18 protein-coding genes and 1 pseudogene are annotated in these 23,970 nt (G+C 64.4%); 10 read left to right on the top strand and 9 right to left on the bottom strand.

What is annotated here, in order from left to right; translation table 11 throughout:
• The first annotated feature begins 2 nt into the window (after nucleotides 1-2).
• Nucleotides 3-917 carry an SDR family oxidoreductase gene (locus AC0L3B_RS01395; protein ID WP_007593675.1) on the top strand — a complete coding sequence of 305 codons (915 nt, stop codon included), beginning with the start codon at nucleotides 3-5 and terminating at the stop codon, nucleotides 915-917.
• Between the two features lie 129 nt (nucleotides 918-1,046).
• Nucleotides 1,047-2,159 carry an SMP-30/gluconolactonase/LRE family protein gene (locus AC0L3B_RS01390; RefSeq protein ID WP_026233273.1) on the top strand — a complete coding sequence of 371 codons (1,113 nt, stop codon included), beginning with the start codon at nucleotides 1,047-1,049 and terminating at the stop codon, nucleotides 2,157-2,159.
• 52 nt (nucleotides 2,160-2,211) lie between these two features.
• Here the strand turns inward: AC0L3B_RS01390 and ppc are convergent, their stop codons facing one another.
• The 4 genes from ppc to AC0L3B_RS01370 form a co-directional block, all read right to left on the bottom strand.
• Complete coding sequence (ppc, locus tag AC0L3B_RS01385) at nucleotides 2,212-5,001, bottom strand: phosphoenolpyruvate carboxylase (protein ID WP_247404522.1); 2,790 nt, start codon at nucleotides 4,999-5,001, stop codon at nucleotides 2,212-2,214.
• Between the two features lie 1,380 nt (nucleotides 5,002-6,381).
• Nucleotides 6,382-6,786, bottom strand: a complete 405-nt coding sequence (locus AC0L3B_RS01380; RefSeq protein WP_018456965.1) for a YccF domain-containing protein — start codon at nucleotides 6,784-6,786, stop codon at nucleotides 6,382-6,384.
• 171 nt (nucleotides 6,787-6,957) lie between these two features.
• A complete protein-coding gene (locus AC0L3B_RS01375) occupies nucleotides 6,958-8,502 on the bottom strand; it encodes an acyl-CoA synthetase (RefSeq protein ID WP_018456966.1) in 1,545 nt (514 codons plus the stop codon).
• A 128-nt stretch (nucleotides 8,503-8,630) separates the two neighbouring features.
• Nucleotides 8,631-9,440: a crotonase/enoyl-CoA hydratase family protein gene (locus AC0L3B_RS01370; RefSeq protein WP_018456967.1), complete on the bottom strand. Its 810-nt coding sequence runs from the start codon at nucleotides 9,438-9,440 to the stop codon at nucleotides 8,631-8,633.
• 116 nt (nucleotides 9,441-9,556) lie between these two features.
• Between AC0L3B_RS01370 and AC0L3B_RS01365 the strand changes: the two genes are divergently transcribed.
• Nucleotides 9,557-10,429 carry an SDR family oxidoreductase gene (locus tag AC0L3B_RS01365; RefSeq protein WP_018456968.1) on the top strand — a complete coding sequence of 291 codons (873 nt, stop codon included), beginning with the start codon at nucleotides 9,557-9,559 and terminating at the stop codon, nucleotides 10,427-10,429.
• 228 nt (nucleotides 10,430-10,657) lie between these two features.
• Nucleotides 10,658-12,238, top strand: a complete 1,581-nt coding sequence (locus tag AC0L3B_RS01360) for a fatty acid--CoA ligase (protein WP_473379925.1) — start codon at nucleotides 10,658-10,660, stop codon at nucleotides 12,236-12,238.
• A 168-nt stretch (nucleotides 12,239-12,406) separates the two neighbouring features.
• Here AC0L3B_RS01360 and AC0L3B_RS01355 read toward each other — a convergent pair whose 3' ends face one another.
• Nucleotides 12,407-13,681, bottom strand: coding sequence for an acyl-CoA dehydrogenase family protein (locus tag AC0L3B_RS01355; protein ID WP_018456970.1), 1,275 nt, complete (start codon nucleotides 13,679-13,681; stop codon nucleotides 12,407-12,409).
• Nucleotides 13,682-13,891: 210 nt separating this feature from the next.
• Between AC0L3B_RS01355 and AC0L3B_RS01350 the strand changes: the two genes are divergently transcribed.
• A complete protein-coding gene (locus AC0L3B_RS01350; RefSeq protein ID WP_018456971.1) occupies nucleotides 13,892-14,671 on the top strand; it encodes an enoyl-CoA hydratase-related protein in 780 nt (259 codons plus the stop codon).
• Nucleotides 14,672-14,817: 146 nt separating this feature from the next.
• On the opposite strand, the gene AC0L3B_RS01345 is transcribed toward AC0L3B_RS01350, so the two are convergent.
• From AC0L3B_RS01345 to AC0L3B_RS01335, 3 genes are read right to left on the bottom strand one after another with little or no spacing between them, the layout of a single operon-like run.
• On the bottom strand, nucleotides 14,818-15,195 hold the full coding sequence (locus tag AC0L3B_RS01345) for a DUF6285 domain-containing protein (protein ID WP_026233275.1): 378 nt from the start codon (nucleotides 15,193-15,195) through the stop codon (nucleotides 14,818-14,820).
• A gap of 2 nt (nucleotides 15,196-15,197) precedes the next feature.
• The gene (locus AC0L3B_RS01340; RefSeq protein WP_018456973.1) at nucleotides 15,198-16,184 is read right to left on the bottom strand and encodes a phosphotransferase family protein; all 987 of its coding nucleotides are present in this window, start codon (nucleotides 16,182-16,184) and stop codon (nucleotides 15,198-15,200) included.
• Nucleotides 16,181-16,969, bottom strand: a complete 789-nt coding sequence (locus AC0L3B_RS01335) for an enoyl-CoA hydratase/isomerase (RefSeq protein ID WP_026233276.1) — start codon at nucleotides 16,967-16,969, stop codon at nucleotides 16,181-16,183. The genes AC0L3B_RS01340 and AC0L3B_RS01335 overlap by 4 nt, the downstream gene beginning before the upstream one ends.
• A 165-nt stretch (nucleotides 16,970-17,134) precedes the next feature.
• Between AC0L3B_RS01335 and AC0L3B_RS01330 the strand changes: the two genes are divergently transcribed.
• From AC0L3B_RS01330 to AC0L3B_RS01320, 3 genes are all read left to right on the top strand, one after another.
• Nucleotides 17,135-17,914: an SDR family NAD(P)-dependent oxidoreductase gene (locus AC0L3B_RS01330; protein WP_473379924.1), complete on the top strand. Its 780-nt coding sequence runs from the start codon at nucleotides 17,135-17,137 to the stop codon at nucleotides 17,912-17,914.
• A gap of 25 nt (nucleotides 17,915-17,939) precedes the next feature.
• Nucleotides 17,940-18,320, top strand: a complete 381-nt coding sequence (locus tag AC0L3B_RS01325; RefSeq protein WP_007593712.1) for a VOC family protein — start codon at nucleotides 17,940-17,942, stop codon at nucleotides 18,318-18,320.
• Nucleotides 18,321-18,593: 273 nt separating this feature from the next.
• Entirely contained in the window at nucleotides 18,594-19,871 is a 1,278-nt protein-coding gene (locus tag AC0L3B_RS01320; protein ID WP_018456976.1) for an acyl-CoA dehydrogenase family protein, read from the top strand.
• Between the two features lie 49 nt (nucleotides 19,872-19,920).
• Here AC0L3B_RS01320 and yghU read toward each other — a convergent pair whose 3' ends face one another.
• Nucleotides 19,921-20,802: a glutathione-dependent disulfide-bond oxidoreductase gene (yghU, locus tag AC0L3B_RS01315; protein WP_085362319.1), complete on the bottom strand. Its 882-nt coding sequence runs from the start codon at nucleotides 20,800-20,802 to the stop codon at nucleotides 19,921-19,923.
• A 303-nt stretch (nucleotides 20,803-21,105) separates the two neighbouring features.
• On the opposite strand from yghU, the pseudogene AC0L3B_RS01310 reads away from it, so the two are divergent.
• Nucleotides 21,106-22,228 (top strand): annotated as a pseudogene (locus AC0L3B_RS01310) (nitronate monooxygenase).
• Nucleotides 22,229-22,344: 116 nt separating this feature from the next.
• Nucleotides 22,345-23,862: an acetyl-CoA acetyltransferase gene (locus AC0L3B_RS01305; RefSeq protein ID WP_473379923.1), complete on the top strand. Its 1,518-nt coding sequence runs from the start codon at nucleotides 22,345-22,347 to the stop codon at nucleotides 23,860-23,862.
• The last annotated feature ends 108 nt before the right edge of the window (nucleotides 23,863-23,970 follow it).

Genomic DNA, 23,970 nt, shown 5'->3' with positions numbered 1-23,970 from the left:
ACATGACGAAATCGCTGCAGGACAAGGTCATCATCGTCACCGGCGCAGGCCGCGGCATCGGGCGCGAAATCGCGCTGCTCTGCGCCGGCGAGGGCGCCAAGGTCGTCGTCAACGATCCCGGCGTCGCCGCTGACGGCGCTGGCACCAGCGCCGCGCCCGCCGAGGAAGTGGTCGAGGAGATCAAGAAGCGCGGCGGCACCGCCGTCGCCAATTTCGAGTCGGTGGCCGAAGCCATCCCCGCCAGCAAGATCGTCAAGACCGCGACCGATCATTTCGGCCGGCTCGACGGCGTGGTCAACAATGCCGGCATCCTGCGCGACATGATCTTCCACAAGATGAGCGTGGAAGCCTTCGAGGCCGTCATCAAGGTGCATTTGATGGGCTCGTTCTACGTCAGCCACGCCGCGGCGCGGATCTTCCGCGAGCAGGAGTCCGGCTCGTTCGTGCACTTCACCTCGACCTCCGGCCTGATCGGCAACTTTGGACAAGCCAATTACGCCGCCGCCAAGCTCGGCATCGTCGGCCTGTCGAAGTCTATTGCGCTCGACATGGGCCGCTTCAACGTTCGCTCCAACTGCGTCTCGCCGTTCGCCTGGACCCGCATGATCGGGACCATCCCGACCGAGACCGAAGCCGAGAAGGCGCGCGTCGAGAAGATCAAGCAGATGGGCCCGGAGAAGATCGCGCCGGTCTGCGCCTATCTGCTCTCCGATGCCGCCAAGGACGTGTCCGGGCAGATCTTCGGCGCGCGCATGAACGAGCTGTTCCTGTTCAGCCAGAACCGTCCGCTGCGCTCGGTGCACCGGAGCGAGGGCTGGACGCCGCAATCGATCGCGGAACACGGCATGCCGGCGCTGAAGGGATCATTCTACAAGCTCGACCGCTCCGCCGACATCTTCCCGTGGGATCCCGTGTAAGGATCCCGTCGAGCCGCACTTCCGGCATTCCTGCTCTGCGATCTCCGGCTGCCTTGTCCGGAGATCGCTCCGCTTTACGCCCGATTGCTGGCGGATCATTTCCTCCCAACACAACTTTGGGAGGAAACCATGACAAGAATGCTGACCGACTCCGACGACACGACTGCAGGCAGCGGCCTCGCCCGCCGCACGCTCCTCAAGGGCGCCGCGACCGTTGCCGCATCCGCCCTGCTCGCCTCACGCGCGGACGCCCGCGACTTCGGCGCCAATGCCGAGCCGCAGCGCTATCCCGATCCTGACATCATTGCCATCGATCCCAAGCGCTTCAAGGCGAAGGTCGGCAACACCGCAATCAAGCGGCTCTATACCGGCTGCCTGTGGGCGGAAGGGCCAGCGTGGAATGCGCAAGGGCAATATCTGGTCTGGAGTGACATCCCCGCCAACCGGCAGCTGCGCTACCTCGATGACGACGGCCACATCTCCGAGCAGTTCCACAAGCCGTCGAACGAGGCCAACGGCAACTCGTTCGACACCGAGGGGCGCCAGCTCAGTGCCGAGCGCACCCGGCTCGTCCGCTACGAGCACGACGGTTCGGTGACGACCCTGGCCGAGCAGGCCGGCGGCAAGCCGCTCAACGGCCCCAACGACATGGTGGTGCATCCCAACGACAAGGCGATCTGGTTCACCGATCCCGGCTACGGCGCGATCAGTATCTACGAGGGCAAGCTTGCCAATACCGGCTCGCTGCAGCCCCATCAGAAGGAAGCGGTTTATCGCATTGATCCGCAGAGCGGCCAGGTCGCGAAGGTGGCCGACGAGCCGTTCAAGCCGAACGGCATCGCTTTTAGTCAGGACTACAAGAAGCTCTATGTCTGCGACACCGGCATCACGCATTATCCTGAAGCCAAGAACGTGGTGTGGTCGTACGACATAGATGGGGCGAAGCTTTCGAACCCGAAGAAGCTGATCGACATGACGCTCGACGGCAAATCAGGCTTCCCCGACGGCCTGCGCGTCGACACCGAAGGCAACATCTGGGTCGGCGCCGGCTGGGTCGGCCCCGGCTATGACGGCGTGCAGGTGTTCGCGCCAAACGACGGCGCGCGCATCGGGCAGATCCTGTTGCCCGAGACCTGCGCCAACGTCTGCTTCGGCGGCAAGAAGCGCAACCGCCTGTTCATGACCGCGAGCCAGTCGCTCTATGCGGTGTATGTGGAGACGCAGGGCGCGCATTTCTGTTGAGTGCAGCGAATGGTGAGTGGCGAATGGATTCCACTCGCCACTCACCATGTCTCTACCCCGTATTCCTCAATCCCGCCGAGATCCCGTTGATCGTCAGCTGAATCCCGCGCAGCACCTGCTCGTCCGGGTTCTGCGCGCGGTGCTCTTTCAAGAGTTCGACCTGCACGTGGTTGAGCGGGTCGAGATAAGGGAAGCGGTGGCGCACCGAGCGCTCCAGCAGCGGGTTGCCTTGCAGCAGCCGGTCCTGGCCCATGATGTCCAGCAGCGTCTCGATGCAGGAATGCCATTCGCGGCGGATGCGGCCGAAGATTTTTTCGCGGAGCGCCTCGTCGGGCACGAGTTCGGCATAGCGCGAGGCGATCGCGATCGAGCTTTTCGCCAGCACCATGTCCATGTTCGACAACAGCATGCGGAAGAACGGCCATTCCTTGTAGAGCTCCTTGAGGAACGGCATGCCCTTGTCGGGATGCTCCGCGATCCACTGCTCGACCGCGCTGCCAAAGCCGTACCAGCCGGGCAGCATCAGGCGGCATTGCGCCCAGGAGAACACCCACGGAATGGCGCGAAGGTCCTCGATCGCGCGGGTCTTCTTGCGCGAGGCCGGGCGGCTGCCGATGTTGAGCGTCGCGATCTCGTTGATGACCGTGGACGCCCAGAAATAATCGACGAAGCCGTCGGTCTCGTAGACGAGGCCGCGATAGGCCTTGAAGGCGAGATTTGAAAGCTCGTCCATCGCGGTCAGATATTCGCGGCACGGCGCGCTCTGGCGCGGATGCAACAGGCTCGCCTCCAGCGTTGCGGCTGCCAGGATCTCCAGATTGTTGCGGCCGACTTCGGCGTTGGAATATTTCGACGAGATGATCTCGCCCTGCTCGGTGATGCGGATCTGGCCGTTCACCGCGCCGCCGGGCTGGGCGATGATGGCATCGTAGCTCGGGCCGCCGCCGCGGCCGACCGAACCGCCGCGGCCATGGAACAGACGCAGGCGCACGCCGTGGCGCTCGAACACGTCGACGAGGCCGATCTCGGCCTTGTAGAGCTCCCAGCCCGAGGTGACGAAGCCGCCATCCTTGTTCGAGTCGGAATAGCCCAGCATGACCTCCTGCACGCTGCCGCGGCTGTCGACCAGCCGGCGGTAATCATGCAGCGAGAGCATGCGGTCCATGATGGTGGAAGACGCCTGCAGATCCTCGATGGTTTCGAACAGCGGCACGATGTTGATCGCGCTGCGCCCGGAGGGATGGACGAGACCGACCTCCTTCAGGAGCACCGCGACCTCGAGCATGTCGGACATGCCCTTGCACATCGAGATGATGCATTGGGGAATGGCGTCCGAGCCGAACTTCGCATGCGCCTCGGCGGCGGCATGGAAGACGTTGAGCTCGCCCATGGTCTCGTCGCTGTATTTGACGAATGGCGACACCAGCGAGCGCGTCGAGCGCAGCTCGTTGGTGAGCAGGGAGATGCGCGCGTCCTCGCCGAGCGCGAGATAGGACATGCCGGGGTTGGCGGCGTCCATCAGCTCGGCGATGGTGCGCTCGTGCACTGCCGAGTTCTGGCGGATGTCGAGCCGGGCCAGATGGAAGCCGAAGCAGTCCACCGCACGGCGCAGCAGCCGCAGCCGGCCGCGGGCGATGACGCCGGCGTTGTTGGAGATCAGAGAGCGGTGCAGCACGTCGAGATCGGCCTTGAGCTCCCCGACGCTGTCATACGGCGCGCCCTTGCCGACCGGCCGGCGCGTGATCTCGACCTGAAGCATTTCGGCCGTTGCAGTCAGGCGCGCATAGATGCCAGAGACCGCAAGACGATACGGCTCGCCGCTCCGGTGCGGCGAGGTATCGGGCGAGCGCTCCGCCAGCGTGCGCAGCTCCTCGGAGACGTCGGCGAGATGGGCCGCGATCGACAATTCCGAGCCGAGCACGTGCAGCTCATTCAGATAGAACTGCATCACCCGGCTCGACTGCAGCCGCAGCGTGCCGCGCATCACGTCGGCGGTGACGAAGGGATTGCCGTCGCGGTCGCCGCCGATCCAGCTGCCCATGCGCAGGAACGAGGCGAGCTCGCCGGCCGCCTGCTCGCCGCCCTCCTCCAGCCGGTCCTCCAGCGCGTTGACCAGCCGCGGCACCTCGCGGAGAAACGTGTAATCATAGAACGACAGGCCGTTGGCGACCTCGTCGAGCACGGTGAGCTTGGTCCGGCGCAGCAGATTGGTCTGCCACAGCGTCAGCACCTCGCGGCGGAGCTGCTCGTCGCTGGCGGCGGCCTCCTCCGCCGTCAGCGCGACGCGCTCGCGACGATCGAGCAGGCTAGCTACCTCCATCTCGCGGTCCATCGTGCTCTTGCGGCGGACCTCGGTCGGATGCGCCGTCAAAACCGGGCTGACCAGCGCGCTCTTGAAGAAGTTGCGCAGGGCATCGGCACCGATGCCCGCAGCCCTCGCATGGGCGAGCGTCTCGGCCAGCACGCCGGAGCCGCCGCCCTTGTTGGCGCGCATCTGGCGGATGTTGTTCTGGTCCTCGGCGATGTTGGCGAGGTGGGAGAAATAGCTGAAGGCGCGGACGATCCGCACCGTCTCGGAGGTCGACATGCTGTCGAGGATCTGCTCGAGCTCGCGGCGGGCGAGCCGGTCCTCGTCGCGGTGGAATCGGATCGAGGTCTGCCGGATGCGCTCGACCAGATCGAACAATTCAGGCCCCTCCTGGTCGCGCACCGTGTCGCCGAGAATGCGCCCGAGCAGGCGGATGTCGTCCCGCAGCCGCACGTCCGCTTCCAGCGCCTGGACGTCCTCAGGGCGATTGGGGCGCTGCTCGGCGGCGTCGGATGATACGGTCTGGAGGGACATGGCTCGCTCCGCTGTTCGAGCTCGCTTGGCTGCCCGGCTCAGCCGAGTGTGCAAGTTTTTTGCCGCAGCGCAAGATGAAGTTGGGGGCGGCGCGGCAACATCACCTATCATGGGAGAAATGCGCCTTGCCGACGGACGCGCGCACACGTCCGCGGTCTCGCGGCGCGGGGCCCGAGTTTTGCTGTCGTTTCGCCCTCATCGATAAAAAAGGGCGCAGGGAAGGCCGGGCGCCGGCTGGCACCCAGGGTCCGCACACGCGAAAAACGCACGCGGGGGTAACCACAGGTGATGCCGGACCATCCCGGCCTTCCCTGCGCAATGGTTTTACGGCTTATGGCGCGCTCTCCCCGGGCAGCGATGCACTATTGTCCCCGTCGCCTCGCAGATGATCGATGCGCCCACCCGGTCGGGCCGCACATCACCGCAAGCCTTCACGCACAGACCCCGGGCGTCAGGACCACACGCTTTTGCCGTCCGCGGACGTCCCTCCCCGGACATCCGGAAGCTCGCGCGTGCTCGCCACCGAAGCCGAAAAGAACCGCTGTGACCGCGCCGGGTCGTTCGCGCGGATCGCGATGACTCACAGGCGTAGCCCGCCCTGCCATCTCGTCACGCGCCGGCGCTGCCGCGTCCATCGCATCCCGGCTCACGTATCGTGACGATCGCGAAACGCCCTTTTTAGCGGGCCGGAATAGTTTGCGGTTTACCCGAAGGAGCGAATTCGGTCAATCAGAATATTGGAGAACCGATCGATTGACCTGCATGTGGCGGGTTTTGCCCGTCGGGCAACGCGAGGGATTGTGGGTCGGAAGCATTGAGCGGCCACCCGACTCCAATCTCGGGACAATAGTGACGCTTACCAGTGGTGATGGTGCCGCCAGCCATAGTGATGGCCTCGGCCTCTGCCCCAGCCGTAATGATGACCACGGCCGCCGCGATGACCCCACCCGTGGCCACCGCCATGTCCGTGGCCGCCCTTGACCTCGATGGTGTCAGTCTGAGACGCGCCCAGTGTGTCCGGCTTGGCAACGGGCATCGCCGAAGCAGAAGGTGTGGGTGTCAAAGCAACGGCCCCCGCCACAAAGCCCACCAAGCAAAGCCACTTCATGCAATCGCCTCCCGATAAGAATGAACCAAGGGCCAGCCGCGGCACATTGCGCCCGCGTTCGCTCCCGCTCGTCAACAATGAAGTCGGGAAAAAGTTGCAATGAAATGTGACGCATTGCGGAGGGGCAGGATACTTATGCCGCGTTGAAAGCAGTCGTGGTCCACTTCGAATCAGCGCAGGATCGGTTGAGCGCTTGCGAAACCCATCATGCTTCGTCATCAGCGGACGGTTTGATGGGTTTCGCTGGCGCTCTACCATCCTACGAGTTTGCCTTAAGCCGGCACGATCACCTTGCCGATCGGCCAGAGCGCGATGCCGGCGAGCTTGAGGTGGGCCCAGGCGAAGGGAATGCCGATGATGGTGATCGCGAGGGCCACGGCGGTGAAGAGGTGGCCGAGCGCCAACCACCAGCCGGCGAGCACGAACCAGATGATGTTGCCGATCACCCCGAGCGGGCCGGTGCCGACATCCTCGACACCGGTGACCTCATAGCGGCTGACCGCCCGCGAGCCGAACGGCATCAGCGTGTAGACGGCGATATTGAACGCCGCCCGCGCCCAGGGCAGGCCGATGATGGTGACCGCCATGATGACCGCAGCGACCAGCCAGCCGAGCGCCATCCAGGCGCCGCCAATGAGAATCCAGAGCAGGTTTAGCAGGATGGAAACGGGAGCCATGGGATGATCCGAAGGTCAATGATCCCGTGAGTATAGCACGATGCGCGAGGTTGCGATCGATAAAGCCGCTCACGTATTCGCGTGCTCGTGTAGCCCGGATGAGCGAAGCGACATCCGGGTCTTACTGGTTGTTATCCCGGGTATCGCTTCGCTCACCCGGGCTACGCACCGCTAGATCTTCCGCCCCGCCTGCTCCCAATAGGGATCGCGCAGGCGCCGCTTGAAGATCTTGCCGGAGTCTTCGCGCGGCAGCCCGGTGCGGATCTCGATGTGCTTTGGGACCTTGTAGTCGGCAAGCGAGGCCTTCAGGCGGGTGCGGATTTCGGCGGCATCCAGCGTAACGCCGGCTTGCGGCTCGACCACCGCCATCAGCGCTTCGCCGAACTCGGCATCGGGGATGCCGAACACCGCGCAATCATGCACGCCGGGCACCGCGTGCAGCACGGACTCGATCTCGGCCGGATAGATGTTGACGCCGCCCGAGATCACCATGTCGCGCTTGCGGTCGCAGATGAAGACGTAGCCCTCTTCGTCGATATAGCCGACGTCGCCGGAGGTGATGAAGCCGTCGCGATCGATTTCGGCGCGCTTCTCCGGCTTGTTGTGGTAGGTGAAATCGGCCATCCCGGCCATGCGCGAGTAGATCTCGCCGATCTCGCCTACACCCAGCACGCGTCCGTCCTCACCGATGAAGCGCAGCTCGGCGCCGGGCGAAATCCTGCCGACGGTGCCGGGCTTCCTCAGCGCGTCCTCGGAGGTCGCGAAGGTGACGGCGCTGGATTCGGTCGAGCCGTAGAATTCATAGATCACCGGCCCCCACCATTCGATCATGGCGCGCTTGACGTCCGCCGGACAGGGTGCTGCGGCGTGAATGATGTGGCGGAGCGAGGAGACGTCGTATTGCTTGCGCACCTCCTCCGGCAGCTTCATCAGGCGGATGAACATGGTCGGCACCATGAAGATGGTGTCGATCTTGTAGCGCTCGATCAGCTCGAGAAATTCCTCGGGCTCGAAGCGGGGAATCAGCACCAGTGCGCCGCCGAGTTTTCCCGCGCGAATGCCGAACGAGTTCGGCGCGGAGTGATAGAGCGGGCCCGGCAGGATCGTGCGGGCGCCGGGCTTGAGCCCGTAGATCATCGCGCGCATGCGCTCGCCGGCAGCCGCCTGCTCCGGCGTCGGCGCGTTGCGCCGTACGCCCTTGGGGTGGCCTGTCGTGCCCGAGGTGTAGATCATGTTCATGGGCTGCGGCCCGACCGGGCCGTCATAGGGCTGGTGCTCTGCGAGCCAGGATTCGAAATCGATCGCGAAGTCCGGCGTCTTCAGATGATCGGGATCGATCTTGTAGCTGGACAGGATCTCCGGGGGCGTCGGCACGCTGAGCACGGTGACGCCTTGGGGAATCGCATCGCGCAAGGCATGCAGCATGTCGGCATGGCCGATCAGCACGGAGGTGCCGGTGTCGTTCAGGATGTAGTTGATCTCCTCCGGCTTGAAGTGCCAGTTGATCGGCACGCCGTAGGCGCCCAGCCGCATGGCGGCATAGGCGGCTTCGATGAAGGCGATGTCGTTGCGCATCAGCATGCAGACGCAATCGCCCTGCCTGACGCCGATCTGGCTGAGACCGCTCGCGATGCGGTCGGCACGATCAGCGACCTCGGCATGGGAGCGGCTGCGCCCGCCGGAGACGATGCCGAGGAAATTTGAGGTTTCGCTCATTGTTGTTTTTCTTTGTTGTTGAAGTTGCCCCTCATGGTGAGGAGGCGCAAGGCGCCGTCTCGAACCATGAGAGCCCGTGGCCCATCCCTCGAGACGCCGCTTCGCGGCTCCTCGGGATGAGGTCTGCGCTAATCCGCAAACTTCGGCGCGCGCTTCTCCAGATTGGCACGCACCGCCTCGGTCTGGTTCGCGCTGCCGATCAACTTCTGCTGCTCGACGGACTCGGCGAGTAGCGCGGGGCCCGGATCGACCGAGAGATTGTTGAGCATGCGTTTCGCGGCGCGGATCGCATCGGGGCTTTTTCCCGCGATCTCGCGCGCGACGTCGAGCGCGGCAGCGCGCGGGTCGTCGCAGATGCGCGTGGCGAGACCGTAAGCCATCGCCTCCTGCGCGGAGAAGATGCGGCCGGTGTAGGTGAGATCGCGCAAGATGTCGTCGCGCACGAGCGAAGCCAGGATCGGCGTGCCCGCCATGTCGGGTACCAGACCCCATTTGATTTCCATCACCGACATTCGCGCATCGGGCGTGAGGAAGCGCATGTCGGCGCCGAGTGCGAGCTGGAAGCCGCCGCCGAAGGCGACGCCCTGGATCGCCGCGATCACGGGGACCGGAAGCTGGCGCCAGCCCCACACGGCCTGTTGCGCAAAATTCGCCTGGCCGTGCGTGCGTTTGGTGAGGTCGCGATTTTCGCCACCCGGAATTCCATTGCCCCCCTTTTCCTTCATGGCGGCAAAACGCCCCATGTCGAGACCGGCACAGAAGGCGCGGCCCTCGCCGGACAGCACCACGACGCGCACGCCTTTTTCCTTCGAAAGCCGATCCGTTGCGGCCACAAGGGCCTCGAACATGGCCTGATCCAGCGCATTCATCTTGTCCGCGCGCACCAGCCGCACGTCGGCGACGCCTTCCGAGATCGAGATCGAGACGCGCTCTTCCATGGATGAATTCTCCCCTGGTTCCCGGCTGTTCTTGTTCGGTGCCGCTTTACAGGAAGCCGGCGGCCGGATTTAGTCAATCGATCAATTAACCGACAATCGCGACGGGGGAAACAGCCATGTTCAAGGAAAATCTTCTGGCGGGGCGGCGCATCCTCGTGACCGGCGGCGGCACCGGGCTCGGCAAGTCGATGGCGGCGCGCTTTCTCCAGCTCGGCGCGGAAGTCCACATCTGCGGCCGGCGCAAGATCGTCTGCGACGAGACCGCGACCGAGCTGATGGCCGAGCATGGCGGCCGCGTCACCAGCCACGGCGTCGACATCCGCAACGCGCTCGCGGTCGAGGAGATGATCGAGACCATCTTTCGCGACGGCCCCCTCACCGACCTCATCAACAACGCCGCCGGCAATTTCATCTCGCGCAGCGAGGAGCTGTCGCCGCGCGGCTTTGACGCCGTCGCCAACATCGTCATGCACGGCACGTTCTACGTGACGCAGGCGGTCGGCAAGCGCTGGATCGCGTTGAAGCAGCCCGGCAACGTCGTCTCGATCACCACGACCTGGGTGCGCAACGGATCGCCTTACGTGGTGCCGTCGGCGATGAGCAAGTCGGCGATCCATGCCATGACGATGTCGCTCGCCACCGAATGGGGCCGCTACGGCATCCGGCTGAACACGATCGCGCCGGGTGAGATCCCGACCGAGGGCATGAGCAAGCGCATCAAGCCCGGTGACGAAGCCGGCGCGCGCACCAAGGCGATGAACCCGATGGGCCGCGTCGGCACCATGGAGGAATTGCAGAACGTCGCCGTGTTCCTGATCTCCGGCGGTTGCGACTGGATCAGCGGCGAGACCATCGCCATGGACGGCGCGCAGGCGCTCGCGATGGGCGGCAATTTCTACCAGCTCCGCGACTGGAGCGACGACGACTGGAAAACCGCACGCGAGAGCATCATGGCGCAGAATGAAAAGGACCGTGCGAAGCGGGGCTGAGGCTCTCTCCGTAGTCGTCCTGGCGAAAGCCAGGACCCATTATCACCGAATGTTCTTTGGCGAAGATTGGCCATGGCCAGTCTTCGCCGAATTGCGTTTTGTGGCTATGGGTCCTGGCTTTCGCCAAGACGACGACGCTGAAGCCATGGCGTACCCTCTCCCATCTTGTCTTCGCCCGCGGATGACGCCACACTCCGCGGCATAAGAACAAGACGTCACGGGAGAGACATGTCCACCACACAGCCATTGGCTGACCTCACCGACATGGTGCGCGAGCGCGCCAAGAGCCGCGGCAATGCCATCGCCTTCGAGTTCGAAGGTCGTGTCACCAGCTTCGCCGAGTTCGACATCAAGACGAATCGCGTCGCCAATGCGCTGATCGCGATGGGTGTGAACAAGGGCGAGCGCATCGCCTATCTCGGCAAGAACAGCGACAACTATTTCGAGCTGCTGATGGGTGCCATGAAGGCCGGCGTGGTGATGGCGCCGGTGAACTGGCGGCTCGCGGGCCCCGAGGTCGCCTTCATCCTGAGCGACTGCAAAGCGCCGGTGCTGTTCGTGGGACCTGAGTTCATCACCCAGGTCCGCCAGATCAAGGACCAGTTGCCGGGCGTGCGCAGCGTCATCACCACCGAAGGCGGCGCGCCGGAATGGCAGGATTTTACAGCTTGGCGCGATGCACAGAGTGGCGACGATCCCAAGGTGCCGATCGACACTAAGGACATCGCGATCCAGCTCTATACCTCGGGTACGACAGGCAAGCCGAAGGGCGCGATGCTGTCGCATGCGAACTTCCTCAACCTGGTGCAAACAGGCAATGCCGAGGACAAGCCGGAGTGGAACCGATGGTCGACCGACGACGTGTCGCTGGTCGCGATGCCGATCTTCCATATCGGCGGCTCCGGCTGGGGCGTGATGGGGCTCTACCACGGCGCCCGCGGCGTGATCGCGCGCGAGTTCGATCCGACCAAGGTGCTGGATTTCTTCGAGCAGTCCGGCATCACAAAGCTGTTCATGGTGCCGGCGGCGATGCAGTTCGTGGTGCGGCAGCCGCGCGCGAAGACAATCGATTTCTCCCGGTTGAAATACATGCTGTACGGCGCCTCGCCGATACCGGCGGCGCTGCTGAAAGAATGCATCGAGATCTTCAAATGCGGATTCGTGCAAATGTACGGCATGACCGAGACCACCGGCACCATCGTCGCGCTGCCGCCGGAGGATCATATCGAGGGCTTGGAGCGGATGCGCTCGGCCGGCAAGGCGCTGCCGGGCGTCGAGATCGCGATCCTAGACGTTGACGGCAAGCCGCTGCCGCCGCGCGAGGTCGGCGAGATCGCGACGCGCTCGGGCTCCAACATGGCCGGCTACTGGAACCTGCCGGAAGCGACCGCCGCGACGCTGCGCGGCGACGGCTGGCTGCGCACGGGTGATGCCGGCTACATGGACGAAGACGGTTATCTCTACATCCACGACCGCATCAAGGACATGATCATCTCCGGGGGCGAAAACATCTACCCGGCCGAGGTCGAGAGCGCGCTGTGCGATCATCCCGACGTCGCGGAAGCTGCCGTGATCGGCATACCCGACGACAAATGGGGCGAGGCGGTGAAGGCCGTTGTGGTGATGAAGCCCGGCAAGCAGGCGACCGCCACCGACATCATCAACTTCACGCGCGAGCGCATCGCCGGCTTCAAGACGCCGAAGAGCGTGGAGTTTTTGCCGGCGCTGCCGCGCAATCCCTCAGGCAAGATTTTGCGACGGCAGTTGCGGGAGCCGTATTGGGCGGGGAAGGATAGAAGGGTGAATTAGCACCACTCCAGCCACATCGTCGTCCCGGCGAAGGCCGGGACCCATAGCCACAGGATTGGGTTTTGCGAAAACTCGGAGTTGCCGTCTCGCGCAACGACTTCTCCGTGGGGTAATGGGTCCCGGCCTTCGCCGGGACGACTCCGGGGAGAGACTGCGCGCAACAATCCCTCAATGCTTCCCCGGCCCCATATAGCCGAACAAAAATCCCGCTACCTTGCGGATCTGGATCTCCTCGCTGCCCTCGGTGATGCGATAGCGGCGGTGATGGCGGTAAATGTGCTCGAACGGCTTGTGGCGTGAATAGCCCATGCCGCCGTGAACCTGCATGGCGCGGTCGGCAGACTCGCAACACAGGCGGTTTGCCCAGTAGTTGCACATCGAGACGCGGTCGGAGAGCGTGCGCTCGATCTGCTCCTCGGTGAGCTTGTCCATTTCCCAGGCGGTCTTGCGGATCAACAGGCGCAGCATCTCGGCCTGCGTCGCAAGCTCGACCAGCGGGAATTGGATCGCCTGGTTCTCGGCCAGCGCCTTGCCGAACGGTTTTCGCTCGCGCGCATACTTCACGCTCTCGTTGATGCAGTAGACCGCTGCCCCCAACGAACTCGCTGCCTGCCGGATGCGGTTTTGATGGACAAAACATTGCGCCAGCGACAGGCCGCGACCGTCCTCGCCGAACAGCGCATCCTCCGGCACGAACACGTCCGTAAAGCTGACGCGGGGATGATCGGTCGGCATGTTGAAGGTCCACATATACTCTTCGATCTTCACGCCATGGCTCGTGGCCGGCACCAGGAAGCAGGTGATGCCGCGGGCATCGCCGTCATTGCCTGACGTGCGCGCGAACAGCGCGCAATGCGTGGCGACGTGCATGCCGGTCGTCCACATCTTCTCGCCGTTGATGATCCAGCCCTTGACGTTGTCACGGGTCGCGGGCACCGCGCGCGCTTCCATATGGGTGGCGTCGGAGCCGTGATTTGGCTCGGTCAGGCCGAAGGTGATGCGGTACTTGCCCTTGATCGAGCCGTCGATCATCGCCTTCTGGTCGTCGCGTCCGTAGCGATCGAGCATGGTGGCGACGGGGAAGTTGCCGACGATGGAATGCTCGTTCTGGAGGTCGTTGTGCAGGCCGAGCCCCTTGGCGGCAAAGTGCTCGCGGATGACCGCCATCCAGAGGTTGGAGCCATTCTTGCCGCCATATTGCTTCGGCACCGCAAAACGCAAATGACCGGCGGCGTCTGCGAGATCCTTGGCCTTGCGCAGCAGCGCCTCCCATTCGTGGCGCGGCAGGCCGCCATTCTCGAAATCGGTGCGCGCCCATTCGCGGCGGTGATCGAAGAAGCGGATGTTATCGTCGACCGCCTCCAGCGGCTTGATCTCGCGTTCGATGAAAAGGTCGAGCTCTGTGAGATAGGCGACGAGATCGGCAGGCAGCGAGAAATCCACGGCTCTCTCCCGGATGATTTTTTCGTTTTGCGTTAAGGCGCTGGGCGCAGCTTTGCTTCGCACGATTAAGGTGAGAAGAGCGCCGCCAAGTCAAGCAATGGGAGACGTGTGAGATGCGCAAGGCGCATTGCGCAATTCGATGGTGCTCCAGCGCGGAGGCGCGGTAGTATTCCGGCAATATTCCTTCACGAGAAACTGCGGGAGCGCACGATGGAGCTGAAATTTTCCAAGGTGGAACGCAAGGGGCCGATCACGATCGTGACGCTGTCGCGGCCCGAGGTCTACAACGCGCTGCACACCGACGCGCATTTCGAGCTGCAAAAGGTATTTGACGATTTCTCCGCCGACCCCGAGCAATGGATCGCGGTCGTCACCGGTAGCGGCGATAAGGCGTTCTGCGCCGGCAACGATCTGAAGTGGCAGGCGGCCGGCGGCAAGCGCGGCTGGGACAAGGGCGGCTTTGCCGGCCTCACTGCGCGCTTCGACTGCGACAAGCCGATCATCGCCGCGGTCAACGGCGTCGCCATGGGCGGCGGTTTCGAGATCGCGCTCGCCTGCGACCTCATCATCGCCTCGGAGAACGCGACCTTCGCCCTGCCCGAGCCCCGCGTGGGGCTGGCCGCACTCGCCGGAGGGCTGCATCGGCTGCCGCGGCAGATCGGACTCAAGCGCGCCATGGGCATGATCCTCACCGCGCGCCATGTCAGCGCCAAGGAGGGTCTCGAACTCGGCTTCGTCAACGAGGTGGTGCCGCAGGGCGAAGCGCTGACGGCCGCGCTGCGCTGGGCCGAGATGATCACCAAGAATTCGCCGATGTCGATCCGCGCGTCAAAACAGGCGATCCAGAAGGGCCTCGGCGTGTCGCTGGAGCAGGCGATCGAGGAGCAGCGGGAATATCCGGCCGTGAAGGCGATGGTTGCGTCCCAGGACTACATCGAGGGTCCGAAGGCGTTTGCGGAGAAGCGGCCGCCGAAATGGGTGGGGAAGTGAAGGGTCGCTCGGCTCATCACCGCCGTCATGCCCCGGCTGGACCGGGGCATCCAGTACGCCGCGGCTTCTCGGCTCAATCAATGCCGCCTCTGGATACATGGATCGCCCGCCTTCGCGGGCGATGACAGCAGAGAGTGTAGTACCGCCTACCCGCTTCGCGAGAGTTCGCGTTTGTACGACGCGTAATTCGGCTGGTCCACCGCAAGCTTGTCCATGGTCGTTTGCCACAGATGCTCGGCAAGGCCGGGCGTCGCTAGATCGACCTCGCCCTTGGCGATGCGCTCGGCCAGCGTGCGGTTGAGATCGGTCACCGAGCCGTCCATGCCGAGCAGAGCACGCAGCCGCTCCGCCTCAGCGGCGTCGCTCCCCTCCTCCAGCGTCAATTGCCGCGTCACGAGGTCGAGGATGTTGATGGCGACGCGCAGCTTGAAGGCCTGGTGGCCGGAGATCAGCGGCGCGATGTCGTTGCGGAGGAAATCGGCGACTGACTTCGTCAGCTCGATCGGGGTCGGCTCGTCCTGCATGGTCAACTCCCCCGCGGCGCCAGCAGCCGCAACAGATCGATCTCGGTCTCGGAAGCGCGGCGGCCGATCATGGCGCGTTCCATCGAATGGTCCGGGCCCTCGCGAAAGCGCTGCATCATGCCGCCGCACATGATGCCCCAGCGCAGCGTGCCCATCACTTCCCAGAATTTGACACGCGATGGATCGACCTTGCGCCCAGCCGCCTCATAGCCGGCAAACAGCTCCTGACGCGAGCCAAAGCCGCCGACCGGCTTGTCGATCTCGCCAAAGCGCCAGGAGTTGACGCAGACCCAGCCGAGATCCTCCATGGGATCGCCGAGATGGGCGAGCTCCCAGTCCAGCACCGCGCGCAGGCCGTCGGCGCCAATGATGAGATTGCCGTTGCGGAAATCGCCATGCACCAGCGTCGTCTCGGCCGAAGGGCCCGGATCGTGGTCGCGGAGCCAGCGCAGCGCCAGCTCGAAGACGGGTTTGGGCCAGTCCAGGCTGCGATAATCGCGTTCGAACTCAGAGATCTCCTCCGTCGCGGACCGGCTGCGCAGCTCGGGCAATTTGTCCCGCGGCAGCCCGTGCAGCTTCGCGAGCACGCCGCCGATCTGCCGTGCGAGACGCGGCCGCGCCGCCGCAAACTCGTCGTCGCGCAGAATCTTGCGCGCGATGGTTTCGCCCTCGACCCGCTGCATGATGAAGCCGGTGCCGAGATCGTCGTCCGGCGTGAGCACATGCATCACGCGCGGCGACGGCACGCCGGCCTCATAGGCAAGCTGCATCAGCTGCGCCTCCGCGCCGAGACCTGCCGCGCGCGTCGGCGCCGCGCCATACCCCTTCGGCGAGCGGCGCAGGATCGCACCGATCGGCCCGTCGGGATGCACGATGTCGAAGCGCCAGGTCTCCTGGCTGGCGCCGCCGGACAGCTTGGCCGCGCCGGTCACGCCGGTCGCCCCCTCGCACCAGCGCGCAACGCTGCGGGAAAGCTCAGCCTCGATCATTTGCCCTTGAACTGCGCCGGACGCTTCTCTAGGAAGGCGCCAACACCTTCGCGGAAATCATCCGTGTCGCCGGCATGGAGCTGGCACTGAAATTCGAGATTGAGCTGATCCTCGAAGGAATTCTCCGGGCTGTCCCAGTACAGCTTGCGGATCAGCGACAGCGCGACCGTCGGGCCGCTGGCGAGGTCGCGCGCAAGCTTCATCGCCTCCTCCATCAGCACGCCGTCATCATAGACGCGATTCACAAGGCCCCATTCCAGCGCCTTATCGGCCGGGAGCCGCTCGCCCATCAACGACAATTCGATCGAGCGTGCCTTGCCGATCAGCCGCGGCAAGAGCCAGGTCGAGCCGCAATCCGGCACCAGACCGATGCGGCGGAACGCTTGCAGGAAATAGGACGAGCGCGCGCACAGGATCATGTCGCCGAGCAGCGCGAAGCTCATGCCGGCGCCGGCCGCCGGGCCGTTGACCGCGGTCACGATCGGGCAATGCAGATTGCGGATGCGGCGCAGGAAGGGATGGAAGCCGGTCTCGAGCGTCAGGCCGGCCTTGGTCTTCTTCGACTGGTTGTTGCGGCCCTGGAGATTCGCCCCGGTGCAGAACGCCCGCCCTGCGCCCGTCAGCACCACGCAGCGCACCTCGTCCTTCTTCTCCTCGATCGTGTCGAGCGCTTCTGAGAGACCGCCCAGCATGTCCACGGAGACCGCGTTCATCACCTCCTGATGGTCGAGCTTGAGGATCGCGACCGAACCATCGAGATCGAGCGTGACGTGTTTGAACTGCATGGTTTCCTCGTGAGTTGCGGCCTGCACCAGTTTCGCAGACCGGAATTGCTTTTGCCGGGGCGCATATTTGATTTTTGGCGCGGTCTTGTCCATGGTGATCGGAGCATAGCAAGCAATCTTGCGCGCAGCGGCTGATGCGCACGAAGCAAAAACAGGAAACGCGCCATGAACCTTTTCGACCTTTCGGAACGCGTCGCCGTGATCACCGGCGGCAATGGCGGCATCGGGCTGGGCATCGCGCAGGCGCTCGCCGGCCAGGGCTGCAACGTCTCGATCTGGGGCCGGAATGCTGACAAGAACAAGGCCGCTGCCGCGAGCCTGGCCGGGCTATCAGGCAAGGTCGACACGCGGGTCTGCGACGTCACCGACCCGGCCTCGGTCAATGCCGCGATGAAGGCCACGCTCGACACATTCGGCCGGGTCGACGGCTGCTTCGCCAATGCCGGCATCGGCGGCGGCGGCCGGCGCTCCTTTATCGAACGCACCGAGGAAGAATGGCGCACGATGTTTGCGACCAATCTCGACGGCGTGTTCCACGCGTTCCAGGCTGCCGCAAAACACATGACCGCGCGCGCCGAGGCCGGCGATCGCTTCGGCCGGCTGGTGGCGACTTCGAGCCTCGCCTCGATCTTCGGCACCGCGCGCAACGAGCACTATGCCGGGACCAAGGCCGCGATCAACGCGCTGGTGCGTGCGCTCGGCGTCGAGCTGGCGCGTCACGGCGTCACCGCGAACGCGATCCTGCCGGGCTGGATCAAGAGCGACATGACCTCGGGCCTGATGGCCAACGAGAAATTCGTCGCCAACGTGATGCCGCGAATTCCGGTGCGGCGCTTCGGCGAGGCCAGCGACTTCGGCGGCATCGCGGTGTATCTGATGAGCAAGGCCTCGTCGTACCACACGGCGGATACGTTCGTGATCGACGGCGGTTATACGGCGTTTTGATTTTCATAATGAGGGGAACGGGCACATGTTTTCACACGTCATGATCGGCACCAACGACCTCGACAAGGCCAAGGCCTTCTACGACAATTTGCTGTCCACGCTCGAGGTGCGGCCGGCGCGGGTCGACGGCCATCGCATCTTCTACATTACCAAGACCGGCGTGTTCTCGGTCACAAAGCCGATCAACGGCGAAGCGGCGACGCCTGCGAATGGCGGCACCATCGGCTTTGCCGCCAACTCGCCGGAACAGGTCAATGCATGGCATACGGCCGGCATCGCCGCCGGCGGCGTTCCTTGCGAAGATCCTCCTGGTATCCGTCAAGGCCCGGGCGTCAACCTCTATATTGCCTATTTGCGTGACCTCGACGGCAACAAGATCTGCGCGATGCACCGGATGGCAAGCTAGGCCGGCCGCAACCACCGCTGTCATGCCCCGGCTTGACCGGGGCATCCAGTACGCCGCAGCTTCTCGATAGATCACATACGCCTCGGAGTACTGGATCGCCCGATCAAGTCGGGCGATGACAGCGAGAATGCCGCCCATTCAAACAACATTTCAAACGTCCGCGATATTCCATCGCATGGCATGGCTCGCGTTGGAAAAAATGCGCGCTCGCACTTTGGCGACGCTGCGACTATTCTCCGGCGCAACGCGATCTCAGCGACCCCGGGAGGAACAATGACAAAACACACCTATATTCCCCGCACCACCAACTACACCCTCAATCCCGGCGACGAGCTCAACGACCTCAGGATGTCGGACCAGGTCCGGCCGCTCTACGATCACGTCAGGAAGTTCATCCGCGACACCGTCGAGCCGATGTCGACCGAATTCGCCAAGGCCGGCGAAGGCAAAGAGGATCGCTGGAGCTTCACGCCGAAGCAGCTCGAGGTGCTGGAGAAGGCCAAGAACAAGGCCAAGCAGGAAGGCCTCTGGAACTTCTTCCTGCCCGACGACGAGACCGGCCAGGGCCTGAAGAATCTCGACTACGCCTATATCGCATCCGAGCTCGGCAAGAGCCCACTGGCATCGGAGAGCATGAACTGCTCGGCGCCTGATACCGGCAACATGGAGGTGCTGGAGCGCGTCGGCACCAAGGAGCAGAAGGAGAAGTGGCTGAAGCCGCTGATGAACGGCGAGATCCGCTCCGCCTATGTCATGACCGAGCCGAACGTCGCCTCCTCCGATGCCAAGAACATCTCGACCAGCGCCAAGCTCGTCGGCGACGAATGGGTCATCAACGGCGAGAAATATTACATCTCCGGCGTCGGCGATCCCCGCTGCAAGATCCTCATCGTGATGGTGAAGACCAACCCGGATGCGGCGCCGAGCAAGCAGCAGTCGCAGATTCTGGTGCCGCGCGACACGCCCGGCGTCGAGGTGCTCGGTCCCATGTACGTGTTCGGCCAGGACCACGCGCCGCGCGGCCACATGCACATGCGCTTCAACAACGTGCGCGTGCCCAAGGAGAACATTCTGCTCGGCGAAGGCCGCGGCTTCGAGATCTCGCAGCTTCGGCTAGGCCCGGGCCGCATCCATCACTGCATGCGCACTATCGGCAAGGCCGAGAAGGCGCTCGATTTGATGGTGCAGCGTGGCCTCACCCGTGAAGCCTTCGGCAAGAAGATCGCCCATCTCGGCGGCAACATGCAGATCATCGCGCAGGCGCGCTGCGAGATCGAGGCGATGCGGCTGATGGTGCTGAAGGCCGCCAAGGCCATGGACGTGCTCGGCAACAAGGAGGCCCGCGTCTGGGTCTCCATGGTCAAGGCCATGGTGCCGGAGCGAGCCTGCAAGATCATCGACCAGTCGATCCAGATGCACGGCGCCACGGGCATCTCGCACTGGACCCCGCTCGCGGAGATGTATCAGGACGTGCGCCATCTCCGCTTCGCGGATGGTCCGGACGAGGTGCACTGGATGGTGGTGGGACGCCACGAGCTGAGCATGGCGTGATCAACTGCCTCTCTTCCCCTCTCCCCGCACGCGGGGAGAGGCGAAGGGGCTACGACGCGGCCACCTCGCCGATCTTGTCCTGCGTCTTGGTCTCGAAATCGCTAGCGTCATGCCGCTCGTGAAGCTGGCTGGCGGGATCTCCGGAGACACGGTTGACCATGCGGCCGCGCTTGACGGCCGGGCGCTTGGCGATCTGGTCGGTCCAGCGCTGCACGTGCTTGTAGTCCTGCACGGACAGGAATTCGCCGGCGCCGTAGACCAGCCCCTTGGCGAGCGCGCCGTACCAGGGCCACACCGCCATGTCGGCGATGGTGTATTCGCTGCCGGCGAGATATTCGTTGTCGGCGAGCCGGCGGTCGAGCACGTCGAGCTGGCGCTTGGTTTCCATCGCGAAACGGTCGATGGCATATTCGATCTTGGTCGGCGCGTAAGCGTAGAAATGGCCGAAGCCGCCGCCGAGATAGGGCGCGCTGCCCATCTGCCAGAACAGCCACGACATCGCTTCAGTGCGGCTCTTGATGTCCTTCGGCAGGAAGGCGCCGAACTTTTCGGCGAGGTAGAACAGGATAGAGCCGGACTCGAACACCCGGATCGGCTCCGGGCCGGAGCGGTCCATCAGCGCCGGGATCTTGGAATTCGGATTGATGTCGACAAAGCCGCTGCCGAACTGGTCGCCGTTACCGATTCTGATCAGCCAAGCGTCGTATTCCGCGCCCTTGTGGCCGAGCGCCAGAAGCTCCTCCAGCATCACGGTGACCTTGACGCCGTTCGGCGTCGCCAGCGAATAGAGCTGGAAGGGATGCTTGCCGACCGGCAGCTCCTTGTCATGGGTGGGACCGGCGATCGGGCGGTTGATGCTGGCGAACTGTCCGCCGTTCTCCTTGTTCCAGGTCCAGACCTTGGGCGGCACGTAGGCGGGGGTGTCGGTCATGCGAGGGCTCCGGCAAAAAGATGCGTCTGCATTAATTAGCCCGCGGACGGCGGATGGCAAGCCCTGCCGGCCCTGCGTCCGGCGCGGGCCTCGCGACCGCGTCATGCGTCCGACGTTGCCGAGGACGGCCATCACGAGAAGCCGCATCTGTCGAGCCGGGCGTACGGCTTCGCGCAACACGGCGTGTGCACGCAAGATGCGCCGCCAAATCCGGATTGGCATAGCGCAAGACGATGGTCTAGCGTCGATGAGCCTTCGCTCAAGATTGCGACAACAGCAACGCGAGGCCGCCGGGAGAGAACGATGAAATCGCCGATCTGCGACATGCTGGGCATCGATTTCCCGCTGCTCGCCTTCAGCCATTGCCGCGATGTCGTCGCGGCTGTCAGCCGCGCCGGTGGGTTTGGCGTGTTAGGTGCGACCGTGCACACGCCGGATACGCTCGAACGCGAGCTGAGATGGATCGACAAGCACGTTGACGGCAAGCCTTACGGCGTCGACGTGCTGATCCCCGACTGCGGGCGAGAAGGACGTCACCTGGAAGAGCCTTGAGGCGCGCGTGCCACAGGAGCACTGCAACTACACGCGCAATCTCCTGAAGAAATACGACATCGAACTCACGACCACCGAGGTCGCCGACAACCAGCCGCAGCCGTTCGATGGCAGGACCGCGCTGGAGCTGCTGGAGGTCTCGTTCAACCACCCGATCCGCCTGATCGCCAATGCGCTCGGCGTGCCGCCGAAGGCCATGATCGAGATGGGCAGGAAGCACGGCGTGCCGGTCGCGGCCCTGGTCGGCGCCAAGGAGCACGCGCTGCGCCAGGTCGCGGCCGGCGTCGATATCCTCGTGGTCCAGGGCACCGAAGCTGGCGGCCATTGCGGCGAGGTCTCGACCATGGTGCTGGTGCCCGAGGTGATCAAGGCGATCAAGAATATCCGCGACGTGCCGGTGCTGGCGGCCGGCGGCATCATGACGGGACGACAGATGGCGGCCTGCATGGCAATGGGTGCCGCGGGCGCCTGGACCGGCTCGGTGTGGCTTGCGACCGTCGAGTCCGAGACCACGGAGATCTTTCGCGAGAAGATGATCGCGGCATCGTCGCGCGATGCGGTGCGCTCTAAGGGCCGCACTGGAAAGCCGGCACGGCAACTTCGTTCGGTCTGGACCGACGCCTGGGACCGCGCAGCCGAGAGCCCCGGCGCATTGCCGATGCCGCTGCAAAGTATCGTCAGCCGCGACGCCTTCAACTCGATCGACCGCGCCGCGGCGGGCGGCAACGCCAAGGCGCGCGATCTCGTGAGTTACTTCGTCGGCCAGGGCGTCGGGCTGATCGACAGCGTGAAGTCGGCCGGTGCGGTGGTGCAGGAGTTCAAGGAAGAGTTTGCCGAAGCCGTCGAGCACATGAATGCGCTGGTGGCGGAGTGATTGCCACACACCGTCATTGCGAGCGCAGCGAAGCAATCCAGACTACCATCGCGGAAAGACCCTGGATTGCTTCGCTACGCGCGCAATGACAAAAAACTGACATCGTGAATTGAAGCATGACAGATAAGAAGCATACCCCCGAAGACCGCATCCCCGTCATCGTCGGCGTCGGCGAGATCGTCGACCGTCCCAAGGAGGTCACCGATGGCCTCGAGCCGCTCGACCTGCTCGAACAGGCGCTGCGGCGCGCGGAAGCAGATGCCGGCGCAAAGCTGCTCGACGAGGTGCAATCGCTCGATATCGTCAACTTCCTGAGCTGGCGCTATCGCGATCCGGAGCAGCTGCTGGCGCAACGGCTCGGCATCACGCCTTCGCATTGCTATTACGGCCCGGTCGGCGGCGAGAGCCCGATCCGCTACATCCACGAGGCAGCAAAGCGCATTGCGCGCGGCGAATGCAGCGTCGCCGCGGTTTGCGGCGCGGAGGCACAGTCGACGGCGACCAAGGCGGAGCGCGCCGGGGCAAAGCTGCCATGGACCCCGTTCGCCCATGACGTCGAGGAGCCGAAGCGCGGCGCGGCGTTCCAGAAGCCGCTGGCCGTGAAGCTCGGCGTGTTCCGCCCCGTCACCGTCTATCCGTTCTACGAAGCGGCATCGTCCGCCCATTGGGGACAGACGCCGCGCGAGGCGATGGCAGAGTCGGGCGTGCTGTGGTCGCGCTATTCGGAAGCTGCCGCGCAAAATCCAAATGCCTGGCTGCAGCGGCGCTATGCGCCGGAGGAGATTACGACGCCGACGGCGGACAACCGCCTGATCGCTTGGCCCTACAACAAGCTCATGGTTGCCAACCCGAGCGTCAACATGGGCGGTGCGCTGCTGCTCACCAGCCTCGCCAGGGCGCGCGCGGCCGGCATCGCCGAGGACAAGCTGGTCTACCCGCTCGGCGGCGCCTCGGCGGAAGAACCGCGCGACTATCTCTTGCGCGACCAGTTTTACGAGAGCCATCCGCAGAACGCCGTTTTGAAGGCCGTGATGGATCTCGCCGGCGGTGACAGCAAGACGTTCGACGCGCTCGAGCTCTATAGCTGCTTTCCGTGCGTGCCCAAGATGGCGCGGCGGACGCTGGGTCTAGGTGCGGACGTGCAGCCGACCGTAACAGGCGGCCTCACCTTCTTCGGCGCGCCGCTCAACACTTACATGACCCATGCGGCCTGCGCGATGGTGCGGCGTGTGCGGGACGGCGCAAAGCTCGGCCTGCTCTACGGCCAGGGCGGCTTCGTCACCAAGCATCATGCGCTGGTGGTGTCGAAGGCGCCGCCGCGTGAAGCATTGGCACAGGAGACGAGCGTGCAGGCGGCGGCGGACAGCAACAAGCGCGCGGTGCCGGAGTTCGTCACGGATGTCTCAGGCAAGGGCAAGGTGGAGAGCTTTACGGTGCTCTACGGCCGCGGCGGCGAGGTCGAGCATGGCGTGGTGATGCTGCGGACGGAAAACGATAGGCGCACGCTGGCGCGGATTCCCGCGAGCGATGCGGCAACGCTGGCGCATCTGCTCGACATGGATCGCACGCCGGTGGGTTCGCTCGGCGAGATCACGATGACGGTAGATGGCGTGCCGGAATGGAGGGTGGCGTAGCTCTCGTAGGGTGGGCAAAGGCGCTCTTGCGCCGTGCCCACCAATCTTTTTTAGGATCGCAGAGAGATGGTGGGCACGCTTCGCTTTGCCCACCCTACGAAACCGAGG

This window comes from Bradyrhizobium sp. Kon56 (assembly GCF_055807635.1).
This window is presented reverse-complemented; position numbering and strand designations above follow the sequence as displayed.